A 15,068-nucleotide genomic window follows, 5' to 3' on the forward strand; every position below is an offset into this window, starting at 1 on the left:
CAAACGTTATTCACGCGCCGACCCCTAATCGGCGTCATAGGAAGGCCGCCTGTCACTCGGGCGCAGAGGAGAAGATGAACATGCGTTTTGTTACCCCCGTGGCGCTCGCGCTGACTCTTGCGCTGGCTGGCGGCGCCGTTTCGGCTCCGGCCTTTGCAGCCAAGAAGGAAGAGAAAAAGGGTGGCGCGCCCAAGCTCAATGTCTCGCCTGACGTGGTCAAGGCGTTGCAGGCCGCCCAGGCCGCGGCGCAGAAGAACGACTTTGCAGGCGCCAAGGCGGCGCTGGCCGATGCCGACAGCAAGGCGAAGTCGAATGACGACAAATATCAGATCGGCGCGATCAAGCTGAACACCTCCATCGCCAGCAAGGATGCGGCGATGCAGAGCGAGGCGCTGACCCAGATGCTGGACAGCGGGCTGACCCCGCCGGAACAGGCTGGCCAATTCAACGCGGTGGCCGCCGACCAGGCGCTGCAGGCGAAGAATTACGATCTGGCGATCACGCGCGCCAAGGCTGCCGCCGCCGCCGGCTACAAGGCCGAAGCGGTGAATGTGACGCTGGCCCAGGCCTATTTCGGCAAGGCGGGCACGGCCAATCCGTCCGTCGAACCGCAGCGTAGCCTTAATCAGCAGGGTCTGGCCGCGCTCAAGGCGGCCGCCGACGCGACCAAGGCCGCGGGCGGCCAGGTGCCGGCGCAATGGTATCAGATCGGTGTCAGCCGCGCCGCGACCGCCAAGCTGCCGGAAGTCACCGAATGGGCGAAGCAGGCCTATCAGGCCAATCCCAACGGCGAAAACCTCCGTACGCTGGTCCGCCTGTTCCAGCAGGCCAATCCGAACATCTCCAACCGCGAGAATCTGGACGTGCTGCGCCTGATGGCGACGTCGGGCGGTCTGGTCCTGGCGCAGGATTATCTGGAATATGCCGAAATGGCGTCGAAGACCGGCATTTACGGTGAAGTGAAGTCGGCTATCGATGCGGGCCGCAGCAAGGGCGTGCTGAACGCCAGCCAGGGCGGCGACCTGTATCAGCCCGCCGTGGCGAAGATTGCGGGCGACAAGAGCTCGCTGGGTTCGGCCGAAGCGGACGCGAAGAAAGCGGCCAACGGCAAGATCGCGGCGGCGACCGCTGACGCTTATCTGGGCTATGGCGACTATGCCAAGGCAGCGGCGATGTTCGAACTCGCCAAGCAGAAGGGCGGCGTCGACGCGGACGAGATCAGCACCCGCATGGGCATCGCCAAGGCGCTGAGCGGTGACAATGTGTCGGCCAAGGCTGCTTTCCAGTCTGTGCAGGGTGGTTCGCGCAAGCAGATTGCCGACCTGTGGCTGGCCTATCTGGCCACGAAGGCCTGATTTTCCGGATCGAGGCGCGTTGCCCATTGCGGGTGGCGCGCCTTTTCCATCTTCGGACATGATGCGATCTGGCCAGGCCAGGCGACAAAGGGGCGGCTGACATGGCCATGATGCGACATTCGATTCTGACCTGTGGGCTGCTGGCGGGGGCGGCTTTGCTGGTCGCCGTGCCTGCCGTTGCGAAGAAGCCGGTTGCGGCCGGTCCGGTGATCGCGATGTCGGACGGTTTCCGCGCAACGACGCAGGCGGCGGACAGCGCTATCAAGGCGGGCGATGCCTCTACCGCGCAGGCGCAGATTTCCAGCCTGATGCCGGTCAGCGATTTCGAGGCCTATGTGGCTGCCGGGCTGCGGTTCGAGCTGGCGGTGCTGAAGGTCGACCGGCAGGCGCAACGGGTGGCGCTGAACGACATGTTCAAGACATCCTCCGTGCCGAAGACGGACATGCCGCGCCTGCGCTATATCGCTGGCTATCTGTCTTTCATCGTCGGCAATTATGACGATGCGACGGCGCAGCTCGATTACGCCAAGACGCTGGGTTACGATCCGATCGACGCGACCATGTTGCGGGCGGATATCGCCGTGCGGCGCAACAAAGCGAAGGATGCGCGCGCCTTCGTGCAGGAGGCGCTGGCGCGGCAGCGGGCGGCGGGACAGGCAATCCCGGCGGCCTGGTATGACCGGGCGATCTCCATGGCCTATCAGGCGGGCGACTGGACCGAAGTGGGTGCGCTCTATCGCGAGCGGCTGAGCCATTATGATTCGGCGGGCGAATGGCGGTCGGCGCTGGCCAATTATCTGACGGCGCCGGGCATGGACGCGCAGGTGCAGCTCGACCTCTATCGCCTGCAGGCGGCCAATGGCGCCATGGCGAGCGAGCGCGACTACCAAGCCTATGCGCAATTGGCCGACAAGACGGGGTATAGCGCGGAAACCAAGGCGATTATCGAAGCCGGGCGCTCTGTGGGCAAGCTGACGCCGACGCAGGCGGTGACGGTGCAGTTGTTGAAGAGCGCGACACCCAAGGCAGCCAAGGAAATTGCGGGCCTGCCCGCTGCGACCAAGAAGGCGGCGGCAGCCAAGGATGGGTCGGCGGCGATGGCGGTGGGCGACACCTATTTCTCGCTCGGCCAGTTTCCCCAGGCAGTGGAGCAATATCGCCTCTCCTTGAGCAAGGGCGGGATCGATGCCGGCAAGGCCAATGCGCGGCTTGGCGTTGCGCTGGCGCGTTCGGGCGATCTGGTGGGAGCCAAGACGGCGCTTGCCCAGGTGACGACGGGCAATTGGGCGAATGTCGCGGGGTTCTGGTCGGTCTGGGTCGATCAGCAGAGCCGGAAGACGGCGTTCACGCCGGTTGTCGTGCCGTCGGCCGGGTGAGGCCTGTCCGCTTCTCACCCATTCCTGTCGCTCGCCGCCATGGCGGAGAAAGTCAGCAGGTCGGTCGTTTCTGAAAGGATGTGACTCCCTCGACATCGACATCCTGCGCATCGATGCGGGCCACATGGGCGGCGGGCGGCCCTTCATGGGCGAGGCGGATGAATTGCTCGACCGCCTGTACTGGCCCTTCCACCAACGCTTCCACGCTGCCGTCCATGCGGTTGCGGACCCAACCGGCAAGACCAAGACCGCTCGCCGTTTCCATGGTCCAGTTGCGGTAGAACACGCCCTGTACCCGACCGAGGATGATCAGATGGCGGGCGATGACAGCCATCAATGCACCCGCTTGATCCAGGTCTGGCCGTCACGGCTTTCCACCTTGAAATTCTTGATCGAGCGGACAAGGTCGGACAGCCGCTTGAATCCATAATTTCGCGTGTCGAAGCTGGAACGGTTGCCGGCAAGCTGGCCCACTTCGCTGAGCCGGGCAAAGCCCTGATCGTCGCGTTTCACGGCGTTATAAGCGTCGATCAGCAAGTTGACGAGATCGGGTTCCACCTCCGTGCCGTCAGCGGCATCGGCGTCGTCGTTTGGAGCCTCCTGCTCGACGGGGGATTCCCGCGTGCTGGTGAGCGCGCCGACGTCGATGAAGCGGGTGCAAGCGCTACGGAAAGCTTGCGGCGTCTTGTCCGTTCCAAAGCCATAGACGGGCAGCCCCTCCTGCCGGATGCGGGTGACGAGGGGCGTGAAATCGCTGTCGCTCGACATCAGGCCAAAGCCGGTGACGCGCCCGGACGCCATCAGGTCCATGGCGTCGATCGTCATCTTCATGTCGGTGGCGTTCTTGCCCCTGGTGAGGTCGAACTGCTGCTGCGTTTCGATCGCCTGGGTCACGGCCTGCCGCGCCCAGCCCTTGAGCGCGGGCTTGCTCCAATTGCCATAGGCGCGCCGGATGTTGACGGTTCCCAGCTCCGCCAGAACCGTCAGCACCGGATCGAAATGGTCGGCGGAAACATTGTCGGCGTCGATCAGCAGGGCAATATTGCCGCTGGGGATCGGTGCGGTCATCAGGCGTCCTGCGGCGCGGGGTGGAATTCGCCGCTCGCCTCGTCCAGCAGATGGAGCTGGCCGTCGGCAATGGCGAAGAAGGCGCCGACCAGCTTGATCTCGCCGTCGCGTTCCTTGGTTCGGACGCAGGGGAAGGTGCGCAGATTGGCCAGGCTGACCTTGACCCCTTCCTGTTCCATGGCGCGTTCGGCATCGCGGCTGCGATCGTCGCCAAAGCGTTCCACAACCTTCTCTCGCGCGTCGTCGAGCAGTTCGATCCAGCTGTGGATAAAGCCGCCTTCGCCCGGAGGCGCATCTTTCAGGGCGTGGCTGAGGGCCGCCTTGCAACCCCCGCATTTGCCATGACCCATGACGACGATCTCGCCAACCTTCAGTACCTGGACCGCGAATTCCAGCGCGGCGGACACACCATGACGGCCGGGATTGGTTTCGAAGGGCGGCACCAGCGCGGCTACATTGCGGACCACGAAGATCTCGCCGGGGCTGGTGTCGAAGATCTGCGCCGGATCGACTCGGCTGTCGGAGCAGGCGATGACCATGACGCGAGGGCTTTGCCCTTCGCTCAGTTCATCCCATCGCTCGCGCTGCTCCGTCCAGCCGGTGTTACGGAAGCGGCGATAGCCGGCGAGCATGTCAGCGAAATCAGTCATGCGGGGAGTCTCTGCCGGACAATGTGGGGGCTGGCAAGAGCGCGCTTGCATCGCTATCTGGGGCGCATGACCGATATCGCACCGATCCCCGCCAATCGTCCCGAGCGTGTCCGCAAGCCCGACTGGATTCGCGTAAAGGCGCCGACCAGCCCCGGCTATCATGAGACCCGCAAGCTGATGCGGGAAAAGGGGCTGGCGACGGTGTGCGAGGAAGCGGCCTGCCCGAATATTGGGGAATGCTGGACCAAGAAGCATGCTACCGTCATGATATTGGGCGATGTCTGCACGCGGGCCTGCGCCTTTTGCAACGTCAAGACCGGCATGCCGCGCAAGGTCGATCCCAATGAGCCGCAGAATCTGGCCGATGCCTGCGCGGAAATGGGGTTGGAACATATCGTCATCACCTCGGTCGACCGCGACGACCTGCCCGATGGCGGCGCATCGCAGTTCGTGAAGGTGATCGAGGCGCTGCGCCGCACGACTCCGGACACGACCATCGAGATTCTGACGCCCGACTTCCGCAACAAGCATGAGCGGGCGGTCGAAATGATCGTCGCGGCGCGGCCGGACGTCTATAATCATAATCTGGAGACGGTGCCGCGGCTCTACCCGACCATCCGTCCGGGTGCGCGCTATTATGCCTCGCTGCGGCTGCTGGAGACGGTCAAGAAGCTCGATCCGTCGATCTTCACCAAGTCCGGCATCATGCTGGGCCTGGGCGAGGAACGGTTGGAGGTCCATCAGGTGATGGATGACATGCGTTCCGCTGACATCGACTTCCTGACCATGGGGCAATATCTCCAGCCCACGCCCAAACATGCCAAAGTGATGGAGTTCGTCACCCCGGCGGCGTTCAATGCTTATGCGGCGATCGCGCGGGCCAAGGGCTTCCTTCAAGTGGCGTCGAGCCCGCTCACTCGGTCCAGCTATCACGCGGGCAAGGATTTTGCCGAAATGCGCGCCGCCCGCGAGGCGCAACTGGCGAAGGCTGCCAAATAAGCCGATGCCCAAGCATAACGAAACAAGGCCGCTTCCCTATACGCCCGAACAAATGTTCGATCTGGTGGCGAATGTGGAGGCCTATCCCGAATTCCTGCCCTGGGTCAGCGCGATCCGGGTTCGTTCCGACGACGAATCGGAAATGGTCGCGGACATGATCGTCGGCTTCAAGGGGATCAAGGAGAGCTTCACGTCCCGCGTGCACAAGCACCGGCCGGATCATGTGCGGGTCGATTATCTCGACGGGCCGTTGAAGCATCTCCACAATGAATGGAGCTTCCGCGAGGATGGCAAGGGCGGGGTGCTGGTCGATTTCGAAGTCGAGTTCGAATTCAAGAGCAAGCTGTTCGAGATGTTGGCGGGCCAGCTGTTCGACAAGGCGCTGCGCAAGATGATCGGCGCCTTCGAAACCCGCGCTGCGGAACTTTACGGCGCGGGCGAGTCGGGCAGCAGCAGTTCCAACGCGCAAAGCGCCGCCTGAAGGCGAACGCCGCCCCGGCCCGTATCCCCGAAATAATGCATGTCGGCCACGATCTTGTCGGGGCTGGCGCCGCGTTCGGCGCGGGCGAAGACGACCGTGCCGACCGGCTTCTGCTCCGATCCGCCGCCGGGCCCGGCTATGCCGGTGATGGCGACGGCGACATTGGCGTGGCTTTTGTTAAGTGCGCCCTGCGCCATGGCCCAGGCGGTGGCGATGGAAACCGCGCCGAAGGTTTCGATGACATCCTGCGAAACTTTGAGAAGTTCGCTTTTCATATCATTGGAATAAGTAATGAATCCGGCCTCGAACACTTCCGATGATCCGGCGATTTCCGTGAGTGCGGCGGATACCAGCCCGCCGGTGCAGCTTTCGGCCACCGCTATGGTGCGGCCGGCGCGGCGGTTGGCGATGATGACGCGCTCGGCCAATTCGACCAGCGACGCGGGAAGGATGCTATCGGGCATGACGATCAGAATAGCGCGGGGAGGGAGAGGGTGGCAACAGCCTGTGCGGCGATGCCTTCGCGACGGCCAGTAAAGCCCAGTCGCTCCGTGGTCGTCGCCTTCACGCTGACCCTGTCGAGGGACAAGCCCAGGATTTCCGCGATCCGGGCGCGCATCGCGTCCCGATGCGGGCCGATTTTCGGCGCCTCGCAGATCAGCGTCAGGTCGACATGTTCGATGATGCCGTCCCGTTTTGCGACGCGCTCCGCCGCATATTCCAGAAAGCAGGAGGAGGCGACGCCGCGCCATTGCGGATCGGAAGGCGGAAAATGGCTGCCGATATCACCCTCCGCCAGCGCGCCGAGCAGGGCGTCGACCAATGCGTGGATCGCCACATCGGCATCGCTATGGCCTGCCAGGCCGCGATCGTGGGGAATGCGGATGCCGCAGAGCCAAAGCTCCTCATCGGAGGTAAGCCGGTGGACATCATAGCCCATGCCGGTGCGGATGCTGCGCGCTGCCTCCAAACGGGCTTCGGCGCGGGGGAAATCATCGGCATAGGTCAATTTTTCGAGCCTTTCATCGCCAGCGACCAGAATGACGTCATGACCTGCTTCCCGTACCATTTGAGCATCGTCGGTTGCTTCCCGCTCGCTGTCCCAGGTCCGATGGGCGGCCAATATCACGTCGAAATGGAAAGCTTGCGGGGTCTGGACGCGAGCCAGGCCGTTGCGGTCCACGATTTCCCCGGCGCGACCCGCTTCATTTCTGACAAGCGTGTCCGTGACAGGCAGGGTGGGGATCGCGCCGGTCGCCTCAGCCAGAGCGGCGAGCAGCCGGTCGATCACCGCGCCGGGGAGGAAAGGGCGGGCGGCGTCATGGATGAGAATGCGGGCCGCGCCGCCGGAGGATGCGATATGTTCAAGGCCCGCACGAACCGATCCGCGACGGCTGTCGGCGCCCTGGATGATCGCAGCGACCGGACGCTCCCCAAGGGCGGTCCGCGCATCGGCTTCCTGACCCGCGCCGACGACCAGGATGATGGAGTCGATGACCGGATGCCTGGCCAGGGCGTCGAAGGCATGGGTCAGGACAGGCTTGCCGCCGATCAGCCGGAATTGCTTGGGAATGTCGCCGCCCGCGCGACTGCCCTGACCTGCTGCGACCAGCAATGCGACGGTTTTTTTTGTCATGGCGCGGCCTGTATCCCAGCGCGCGGCGGATCGCCAGAGCTGCCTTGCTTGCCGTTGGGGACGATTTCGGCTAAGGGCTGCCTGTTTTTTAGGCAGTAATTATATAATGCAGACGCTTTCCCCGATTTCCATTGGTCCGGTTACGATTGACATGCCGGTCGTGCTGGCGCCGATGACGGGCGTGACGGACATGCCGTTCCGCACGCTGGTGCGGCGCTATGGTTCGGGCCTGAACGTGACGGAGATGATCGCGACGGCGGCGATGATTCGCGAGACGCGCCAGTCGCTGCAAAAGGCCGCCTGGCATCCGCTGGAGGAGCCGGTTTCGATGCAGTTGGCCGGTTGCTCTCCCACGGAAATGGCGGAGGCGGCGAAGCTCAATGCCGATCGCGGCGCCGCGATCATCGACATCAATATGGGCTGTCCGGTGAAGAAGGTCGTGAACGGAGATGCGGGCAGCGCGTTGATGCGCGACCTGCCGCTGGCGGCGTCTTTGATCGAGGCGACAGTCAAGGCCGTCGACGTGCCCGTCACGGTCAAGATGCGCATGGGCTGGGACCATGCCAGCCTCAACGCGCCCGAACTGGCGCGCATCGCGCAGGATCTGGGCGCGAAGCTGATTACCGTTCATGGCCGGACCCGCTGTCAGATGTACAAGGGGTCGGCGGATTGGGCCTTTGTGCGGAGCGTCAAGGAAGCGGTGTCATTGCCGGTGATCGTCAATGGCGACATTTGCTCCATCGACGACGCGGAAACGGCGCTGGAGCAAAGCGGTGCGGACGGCGTGATGATCGGGCGCGGCGCCTATGGGCGGCCCTGGCTGATCGGGCAGGTGATGCACTGGTTCCGCACGGGGGAGCGACTGGCCGATCCTTCGCTGGAAGAGCAATATCGCGTTATTACAGAGCATTATCGCGCCATGCTTGCGCATTATGACAACCATACGGGTGTCAACATGGCTCGCAAGCATATCGGCTGGTATACCAAGGGACTGCCCGGCTCGGCCGAGTTCCGCAATGCGGTGAATCAGGAGCCGGACGGCGATGTCGTGCTGGACATGCTGGCGCGTTTCTACGAACCGCTGATCACGGACGATGGGTCGGTCGAGACGCGCAAGGCGGCCTAAGGTGACAACCATCCCATCGCTTCGACTGCAACAGGATGGACCTTCGCTTTCCGAACTGATGACGGCGCTCCCCGTGGCGACGCTGGTGGTGCGGCCGGACAACAGCATAGCCGACGCCAATGTGCGGGCGGAGACGCTGCTCAACATGGCGCGGTCGGCCATCGTCGGCAGCGACATATCGCGGACCATCCGCATGGCGGAAATGGGTGCGCGCTTCGACATCTGGCACAGCAACAAGCCAATCGCGGCCTATGATATCCGAGTCCATGCCGGGCGAACGGCGGAGATGGAGGTCGACCTGATGATCGCGCCCATCGTCGATCATGAGGGCTGGCGCGTGGTGTCGATTCACACGCAGAGCCAGGCGCGCAAGATCGGCCATCGGGGCACGGCTGGGGGTGCGCGATCGGCCATCGGCGCGGCGGCGATCCTGGCGCATGAGATCAAGAATCCGCTGTCGGGCATCAGGGGCGCGGCGCAATTGCTGGAATCGGGCAATGAGGGACGGGATGCTGCTCTGACGCAACTCATCTGCAACGAAGTGGATCGCATCGCGGCGTTGATCGACCGCATGCAGGATTTCACCACCGATCGGACGCTAGAGTGCCGGAGCGGGAACATCTATCCGCTGATCGACCGGGCGGCGAACATCGCCGCCGCCGGTTTCGCAAGAAATATTCGTATTACAAAAAGTTATGATCCATCCCTGCCATTCGCCAACATCAACGACGATGCGCTGGTGCAGGTGATGATCAACCTGCTCAAAAATGCGGCCGAAGCGCTGGAGCATAAGGAAAAGCCGCGTATCCGTGTTGAGACGGCCTTCCGTCACGGCGTATCGGTTGTCGTCGGCAAGGGGAAGGGCAGCGCGGTCCTGCCGATCGAGATATTGGTCGTCGACAATGGGCCGGGCGTGCCGGAACATATATTGGACCATCTGTTCAATCCCTTCATCACCGGAAGGCGGGACGGAACGGGGTTGGGGCTTGCGCTGGTGGACAAGCTGGTGCGCGACATGAGCGGCTTCGTGCAATATTCGCGGGATCATGAGGCGGGGGAATCGACCTTCCGCATCCTGCTGCCGATGGGAATGGGATGATGGCGGCGACAGGCGCGATTTTGGTGGTGGATGACGATCCGGCAATCTGCGTGGTCGTTGGGGAAGCGCTGCGGCGACAGGGATACAGGGTCAAGACGGCCGCTTCGATCCGGGAGCGTAGCGCCCTGTTGGACAGCTTTTCGCCAGACGTGCTGATTACTGACGTCATGCTGCCGGATGGCGACGGCCTGGACGGCATATCGGAGATATTGGAGCGCCGGCCGGCCCTCAACATCATCATCCTGTCGGCGCAGAACACGCTGAATACGGCGATACGCGCAACGGAAAAGGGCGCGTTCGAATATCTGCCCAAGCCCTTCGACCTCAACGAACTGACGCGGGCCGTGTCCGATGCTCTCGGCTCAGGGAAGGGCGGCGATGAGGAGGCTGCCGACGCTGGATTGCCGCATGACGGCCTGCCGCTGGTTGGACGCTCTCCGGCGATGCAGGAGGTCTATCGGACGATTGCGCGGGTGTTGTCCAACGATCTCAGCATATTGGTGCTGGGCGAATCCGGGACCGGCAAGGAACTGGTAGCCGAGGCGATCCACAGCCTGGGTCAGCGGCGAACCAAGCCCTTCGTGCCGATCAACATGGCCGCCATCCCGCGCGAGCTGATCGAGGCGGAGCTGTTCGGTTACGAAAAGGGCGCTTTTACCGGCGCCCATGCCCGCACCGCCGGCAAGTTCGAGCAGGCGCAGGGCGGCACTTTGTTCCTGGACGAGATAGGCGATATGCCGATGGAGGCGCAGACACGGCTGCTCCGGGTCCTGCAATCGGGTGAGGTCACGACCGTCGGCGGCTCGAAATCGGTCAAGGTCAATGTCCGCATCATCGCAGCGACCAACAAGGAACTGCCCAGGCTGATCGAGGAAAACCGCTTTCGGCAGGATCTGTACTACCGGCTGAACGTGGTGCCCATCGCCCTGCCGGCGCTGCGCGAGAGGCGGGAGGACGTGATCCTGCTTGCCCGCCATTTTCTCGACCGGGCGGCGCAGGACGGGCTGCCGCGCAAATCTTTGTCCGAGGATGCGGCGCAGTTGCTGATGGCTTATCATTGGCCCGGCAATGTCCGCGAACTGCAAAATTTGATGCAGCGGCTGGCGGTGCTGAGCCGCGAAAATGTGATAACCGCCGACATGCTGCGCAACAGCCTGCCGCTGGAAGCGGTGCCCGCCGATTATGCGGCGCCCGCCGACCTGTTGGGTCAGGCGGTGCGGGAATGGGCGAAGCGGCAATTGGGCATCGGCCTCACCCAGCCCAACCGCAATTTGCATGATGATCTGCTGGCGGTGGTCGAGCCGATATTGTTTCAGGAGACGTTGGCGAGCGTGGATGGAAACCAAATACGAGCGGCGGGGCTGCTGGGCATCAACCGGAACACGCTGCGCAAGAAGCTGACCGATTATGGCCTTGACCCCTTGCAGCTTCGGATTGGCGATTGAGCGGCAAGCGGCAAGACGAACCGCCCGCCCTTTTCGACCGGAGGCTGCACCACGATCAATTACTGTGTTTGATTGGGCACATTAATGTTGTAACCAAGCCACTATGGAAGGCGCAGTGACTCTCCCCGTGCGGGGCCGGCCATGGAAAAGGCATTTCCCCCCCTTCCTGCGCCGTCGTCTGGCCGTGGTGGTGGAGGCGGTGACGCTCATCCTGTTTCTCGGGATGGCCGGCATCACCTATTTCCTGCTGGCGGGGCAGGGACAGTCCTATACGCTGTTGACGCCGCCGATCGTGGCGTTGCTGCTGGTCGCCAATCTGGTGCCCGCCATTGCTTTGCTGGTGCTGCTCGGACGACGCGTGGCGAAGCGGCGCGCGGCGCAGTCTGCCATCGGCAGCGACGGACAGTTGCACGTCCGGCTGGTGGCGATCTTCTCCATCGTTGCCAGCGTGCCGATGCTGTTGGTGGTGATCTTCGCGTCGCTGCTGTTCCAATATGGCGTCCAGTTCTGGTTTTCCGACAGCGCGCGCGGCATGCTGCAAAATGCGAGCGATCTGGCACGCGGCTATTATGAACAGAATTTGCGCGACGTGCGCGACGAAACCGTCACTATGGCCAGCGATCTGCGCGATTATCTGAGCCAGTCGAAGGTTTCCAGCCCTCGCTTTGCAGAGGGCTATATCTACCAGGTCGTGACGCGGAAGTTGAACCGGTCCGCAATTATCGAGATCGGCAAGGACGGCGTGGCGCGCACGGCGGCAACGGTCGATCCGGAAAGCCGCCCGGTTTCCGAAATGCTCACCCCCGATGTGGTGAAGCGGCTGGAGGCGGGAGAGGATGTCGTGGTCGCCGCCAAGCCCAACCAGATCGAGGCGGTGACGCTGCTCTATCCGAATGCGAAAATCTATCTCTACGCCACGCGCGATTCCGGTTCGACGGCGTTCAGCAATGTTGAGCGGGCGCAAAAGGTGTTGTCGGATTACGACATTTTTGCTGCGCAATCCCGTGCCTTGCAGTTGCGCTTCAACATCATGCTGTTCGTGGGATCGCTGCTGCTGGTGGGCGTGGCGGTCTATATCGCGCTGAAGGTCGCTGACTGGATGGTGCGGCCGGTCAACGAACTGGTGATGGCGGCGCGGCGGATCACGGCCGGCGATCTGTCGGCGCGTGTGACCAGCCCGCAGAGCCGGGACGAGATCGGCACGCTGGCGTCCGCCTTCAACCGGATGACCCAGCGGCTGGAGGCGCAGACGGGCGCTCTGGTGGCGGCGAACAGCCAGCTCGATGAACGCCGCGCCTTTATCGAGGCGATTCTGTCGGGCGTATCGGCCGGTGTGCTCTCAGTGGATAGGGACGGGATCATCCTGCTGCTCAACAGTTCGGCGGCGGACATATTGGTGCGGGAAGGCGATGATCCGGTGGGGCGTCCGCTGACCGATGTGTCGCAGGAACTGGCGGGGTTGATCGCATCGGAGGAAGATGCGGGGATCGTGCAGATCCGCGCGCATGGCGATGTGCGCACGCTGGCCGTCAAGGTGTCGGAGGACGCCTCCCGCCACATCCTGACGTTCGACGATATCACCCAGCAACTTTCGGACCAGCGGCGGGCAGCCTGGTCCGACGTGGCGCGGCGGATCGCGCATGAAATCAAGAATCCGCTGACCCCGATCCAGCTCGCCGCCGAGCGGTTGCAGCGCCGCTATGCCGAGGAAGTAACGAGCGACAAGGCCACCTTCACCCGCCTGACCGGCACCATCGTCCGGCAAGTGGGCGATTTGCGGCGGATCGTGGATGAATTCTCCTCCTTCGCGCGCATGCCCAAGCCGGTGTTCCGGCGGGAGCGGGTGGACGATATCGCCCGGCACGCGCTGTTCCTGCACGAAGTCGCGCATCCGGATATCCGTTTCGAATATCGTTCCGTCGACGCCGACGTGGAATTGGTCTGCGATCGGCGGCAATTGGGACAGGCGCTCACCAACATCGTCAAGAATGCGGTGGAGGCGATCGAGCCCAAGCCGGCCGCCGATGACGGCCAGTGGCGCGGCCATGTGCGCATGTCGGTGGAGCATGACGAGGGGAATCTGCTGATCGCGGTGCAGGATAATGGCATCGGCTTACCCCCTGAGCGGGAGCGCATTTTGGAACCCTATATGACTACACGGAGCAAGGGCACTGGCCTGGGCCTCGCCATCGTCAAGAAGATTGTCGAGGAACATATGGGCGAAATCCGCTTCGAAGATGCCGAAGGCGGTGGGGCGCGCGTGACGCTGCGCTTCCCGGTCGTGGCGCTTGAAAAACTGGAAGAGGGGCAGGTGATCGCCTTGCCCAAAGGAAAAGTGACAGCCAATGGCGCTTGATATTCTGATAGTCGATGACGAAGAGGACATTCGCGATCTGGTGGCGGGTGTGCTGGAGGATGAGGGTTTCGCCACCCGCACCGCCGCCAACAGCGACAGCGCGATCGAGGCGCTGGATGCGCGGCGGCCTTCGCTGGTGCTGCTGGACGTGTGGCTTCAGGGTTCGAAGCTCGATGGCCTGGAATTGCTGGACGAGATCAAGCGCCGGGATGCGAGCATTCCGGTGCTGATGATCTCGGGCCATGGCAATATCGACACCGCCGTCGCCGCCATTCGCAAGGGGGCCGCGGACTTCATCGAAAAGCCGTTCGAGGCGGACCGGCTGCTGCATCTGGTATCGCGGGCGACCGAAACCGAACGGCTGCGGCGCGAGAACCAGGTGTTGCGCGCTCGTTTCGGGCAGGATGATGAGCTGACCGGCACTTCGGCGGCGATCAATTCCGTGCGGGCAACCATCAAGAAGGTTGCGGGCACAGGCAGCCGCGTGCTGATCTCCGGCCCCGCCGGTGTGGGCAAGGAAGTCGCGGCGCGCATGCTCCATAGCTGGAGCGGGCGGGCCGATGCCCCCTTCATCATCGTCGCCGCCGCGCGGATGGACCCGGATCGGGTGGAAGAGGAACTGTTCGGCGTCGAGGACCCGAGCGGACTGGTGCGTCCCGGCTATCTGGAGCAGGCGCATGGCGGCACGCTCTATCTCGATGAAATTGCCGACATGCCGCTCACCACCCAGGCGAAAATCCTGCGCGTGCTGACCGATCAGAGCTTTACCCGCGTCAGCGGGCAGCGGCAGGTGAAGGTGGATGTGCGCGTCATTTCCTCGACCGCCCTCAATCTGGCGAGTGAGATCGAAGAACGCCGTTTCCGCGAGGATCTGTTCTATCGATTGAATGTCGTGCCGCTCGTGATTCCGCCGCTGGCCGAACGACGCGACGATATTCCGCCGCTGGTCGAACATTATCTGGCGCGCTTCGCCGCGGAGCGCCGGGTTCCGCCGCCTGAAATCGCCAGCGACGCCATGGCCGCGCTGCAGGCCAATGAATGGCCGGGCAATGTTCGCCAGCTCCGCAACGTGATCGAACGCACGATGATCCTGGCGCCCGGCGAGCGGATCGGACGGATCGAGCTGGACATGCTGCCCGCCGAACTCACCAGCAACGGCAATTCGGAAGGCATGGGGCAGTCCGCGATCATGGGTGCGCCGCTGCGTGAGGCGCGGGAAAGCTTCGAGCGCGAATATCTGCGCATCCAGATTCGGCGCTTTTCCGGCAATATTTCCCGCACCGCCACCTTCATCGGCATGGAACGCTCGGCACTCCACAGGAAGTTGAAACTGCTGGGTATTACGGACGGCAAGGACGGTTGATCGCTTTCACCCAATCAGGGCATGGACGGCTCTTCGCAATTGCGGTAGGTTTGCCCTGCTTCCGACAGGCGGGAGCAGGCAAGACACTCTGCCCAGGGGTGCGAGAGCGGGTAA

The 15,068-nt window shown here is 63.3% G+C and carries 14 protein-coding genes; 9 read left to right on the forward strand and 5 right to left on the reverse strand.

Annotated elements, in window-relative coordinates; all coding sequences use genetic code 11:
- The first annotated feature begins 74 nt into the window (after nucleotides 1-74).
- Both VVT58_RS04850 and VVT58_RS04855 read left to right on the forward strand, forming a co-directional pair.
- Entirely contained in the window at nucleotides 75-1,355 is a 1,281-nt protein-coding gene (locus tag VVT58_RS04850; RefSeq protein ID WP_066557709.1) for a hypothetical protein, read from the forward strand.
- A gap of 101 nt (nucleotides 1,356-1,456) precedes the next feature.
- Entirely contained in the window at nucleotides 1,457-2,731 is a 1,275-nt protein-coding gene (locus VVT58_RS04855; protein ID WP_327754795.1) for a hypothetical protein, read from the forward strand.
- Nucleotides 2,732-2,783: 52 nt separating this feature from the next.
- Here the strand turns inward: VVT58_RS04855 and VVT58_RS04860 are convergent, their stop codons facing one another.
- The 3 genes from VVT58_RS04860 to VVT58_RS04870 are packed head-to-tail and all read right to left on the reverse strand — an operon-like array spanning nucleotide 2,784 to nucleotide 4,449.
- Complete coding sequence (locus VVT58_RS04860) at nucleotides 2,784-3,065, reverse strand: acylphosphatase (RefSeq protein WP_066557702.1); 282 nt, start codon at nucleotides 3,063-3,065, stop codon at nucleotides 2,784-2,786.
- On the reverse strand, nucleotides 3,065-3,799 hold the full coding sequence (locus tag VVT58_RS04865) for an NYN domain-containing protein (protein ID WP_327754796.1): 735 nt from the start codon (nucleotides 3,797-3,799) through the stop codon (nucleotides 3,065-3,067). Before VVT58_RS04865 ends, VVT58_RS04860 begins: the two co-directional genes overlap by 1 nt.
- Entirely contained in the window at nucleotides 3,799-4,449 is a 651-nt protein-coding gene (locus VVT58_RS04870; RefSeq protein ID WP_327754797.1) for a carbonic anhydrase, read from the reverse strand. Before VVT58_RS04870 ends, VVT58_RS04865 begins: the two co-directional genes overlap by 1 nt.
- A gap of 21 nt (nucleotides 4,450-4,470) precedes the next feature.
- Here VVT58_RS04870 and lipA point away from each other — a divergent pair, with 21 nt between their 5' ends.
- Together lipA and VVT58_RS04880 are read left to right on the forward strand one after the other, a co-directional pair.
- The gene (gene lipA / locus VVT58_RS04875) at nucleotides 4,471-5,448 is read left to right on the forward strand and encodes a lipoyl synthase (protein ID WP_327754798.1); all 978 of its coding nucleotides are present in this window, start codon (nucleotides 4,471-4,473) and stop codon (nucleotides 5,446-5,448) included.
- A 4-nt stretch (nucleotides 5,449-5,452) separates the two neighbouring features.
- On the forward strand, nucleotides 5,453-5,929 hold the full coding sequence (locus tag VVT58_RS04880) for a type II toxin-antitoxin system RatA family toxin (RefSeq protein WP_327754799.1): 477 nt from the start codon (nucleotides 5,453-5,455) through the stop codon (nucleotides 5,927-5,929).
- Here VVT58_RS04880 and VVT58_RS04885 read toward each other — a convergent pair.
- Complete coding sequence (locus VVT58_RS04885; RefSeq protein WP_327754800.1) at nucleotides 5,875-6,393, reverse strand: CinA family protein; 519 nt, start codon at nucleotides 6,391-6,393, stop codon at nucleotides 5,875-5,877. The two genes, VVT58_RS04880 and VVT58_RS04885, sit on opposite strands and share 55 nt — an antisense overlap.
- 5 nt (nucleotides 6,394-6,398) lie before the next feature.
- A complete protein-coding gene (locus VVT58_RS04890; protein ID WP_327754801.1) occupies nucleotides 6,399-7,565 on the reverse strand; it encodes a bifunctional 2-C-methyl-D-erythritol 4-phosphate cytidylyltransferase/2-C-methyl-D-erythritol 2,4-cyclodiphosphate synthase in 1,167 nt (388 codons plus the stop codon).
- Between the two features lie 106 nt (nucleotides 7,566-7,671).
- On the opposite strand from VVT58_RS04890, the gene dusB reads away from it, so the two are divergent.
- From dusB to VVT58_RS04915, 5 genes are all read left to right on the forward strand, one after another.
- Entirely contained in the window at nucleotides 7,672-8,691 is a 1,020-nt protein-coding gene (dusB, locus tag VVT58_RS04895) for a tRNA dihydrouridine synthase DusB (RefSeq protein ID WP_087575124.1), read from the forward strand.
- Nucleotides 8,660-9,790, forward strand: coding sequence for an ATP-binding protein (locus VVT58_RS04900; protein ID WP_327754802.1), 1,131 nt, complete (start codon nucleotides 8,660-8,662; stop codon nucleotides 9,788-9,790). Before dusB ends, VVT58_RS04900 begins: the two co-directional genes overlap by 32 nt.
- Complete coding sequence (gene ntrC / locus VVT58_RS04905; RefSeq protein WP_327754814.1) at nucleotides 9,790-11,235, forward strand: nitrogen regulation protein NR(I); 1,446 nt, start codon at nucleotides 9,790-9,792, stop codon at nucleotides 11,233-11,235. The genes VVT58_RS04900 and ntrC overlap by 1 nt, the downstream gene beginning before the upstream one ends.
- 103 nt (nucleotides 11,236-11,338) lie before the next feature.
- On the forward strand, nucleotides 11,339-13,591 hold the full coding sequence (locus VVT58_RS04910; RefSeq protein ID WP_327754803.1) for an ATP-binding protein: 2,253 nt from the start codon (nucleotides 11,339-11,341) through the stop codon (nucleotides 13,589-13,591).
- Nucleotides 13,581-14,954, forward strand: a complete 1,374-nt coding sequence (locus tag VVT58_RS04915; RefSeq protein ID WP_066557676.1) for a sigma-54 dependent transcriptional regulator — start codon at nucleotides 13,581-13,583, stop codon at nucleotides 14,952-14,954. The genes VVT58_RS04910 and VVT58_RS04915 overlap by 11 nt, the downstream gene beginning before the upstream one ends.
- Nucleotides 14,955-15,068 lie beyond the last annotated feature (114 nt).

Source organism: Sphingobium sp. SJ10-10 (genome assembly GCF_036038995.2).
Lineage (GTDB): Bacteria > Pseudomonadota > Alphaproteobacteria > Sphingomonadales > Sphingomonadaceae > Sphingobium.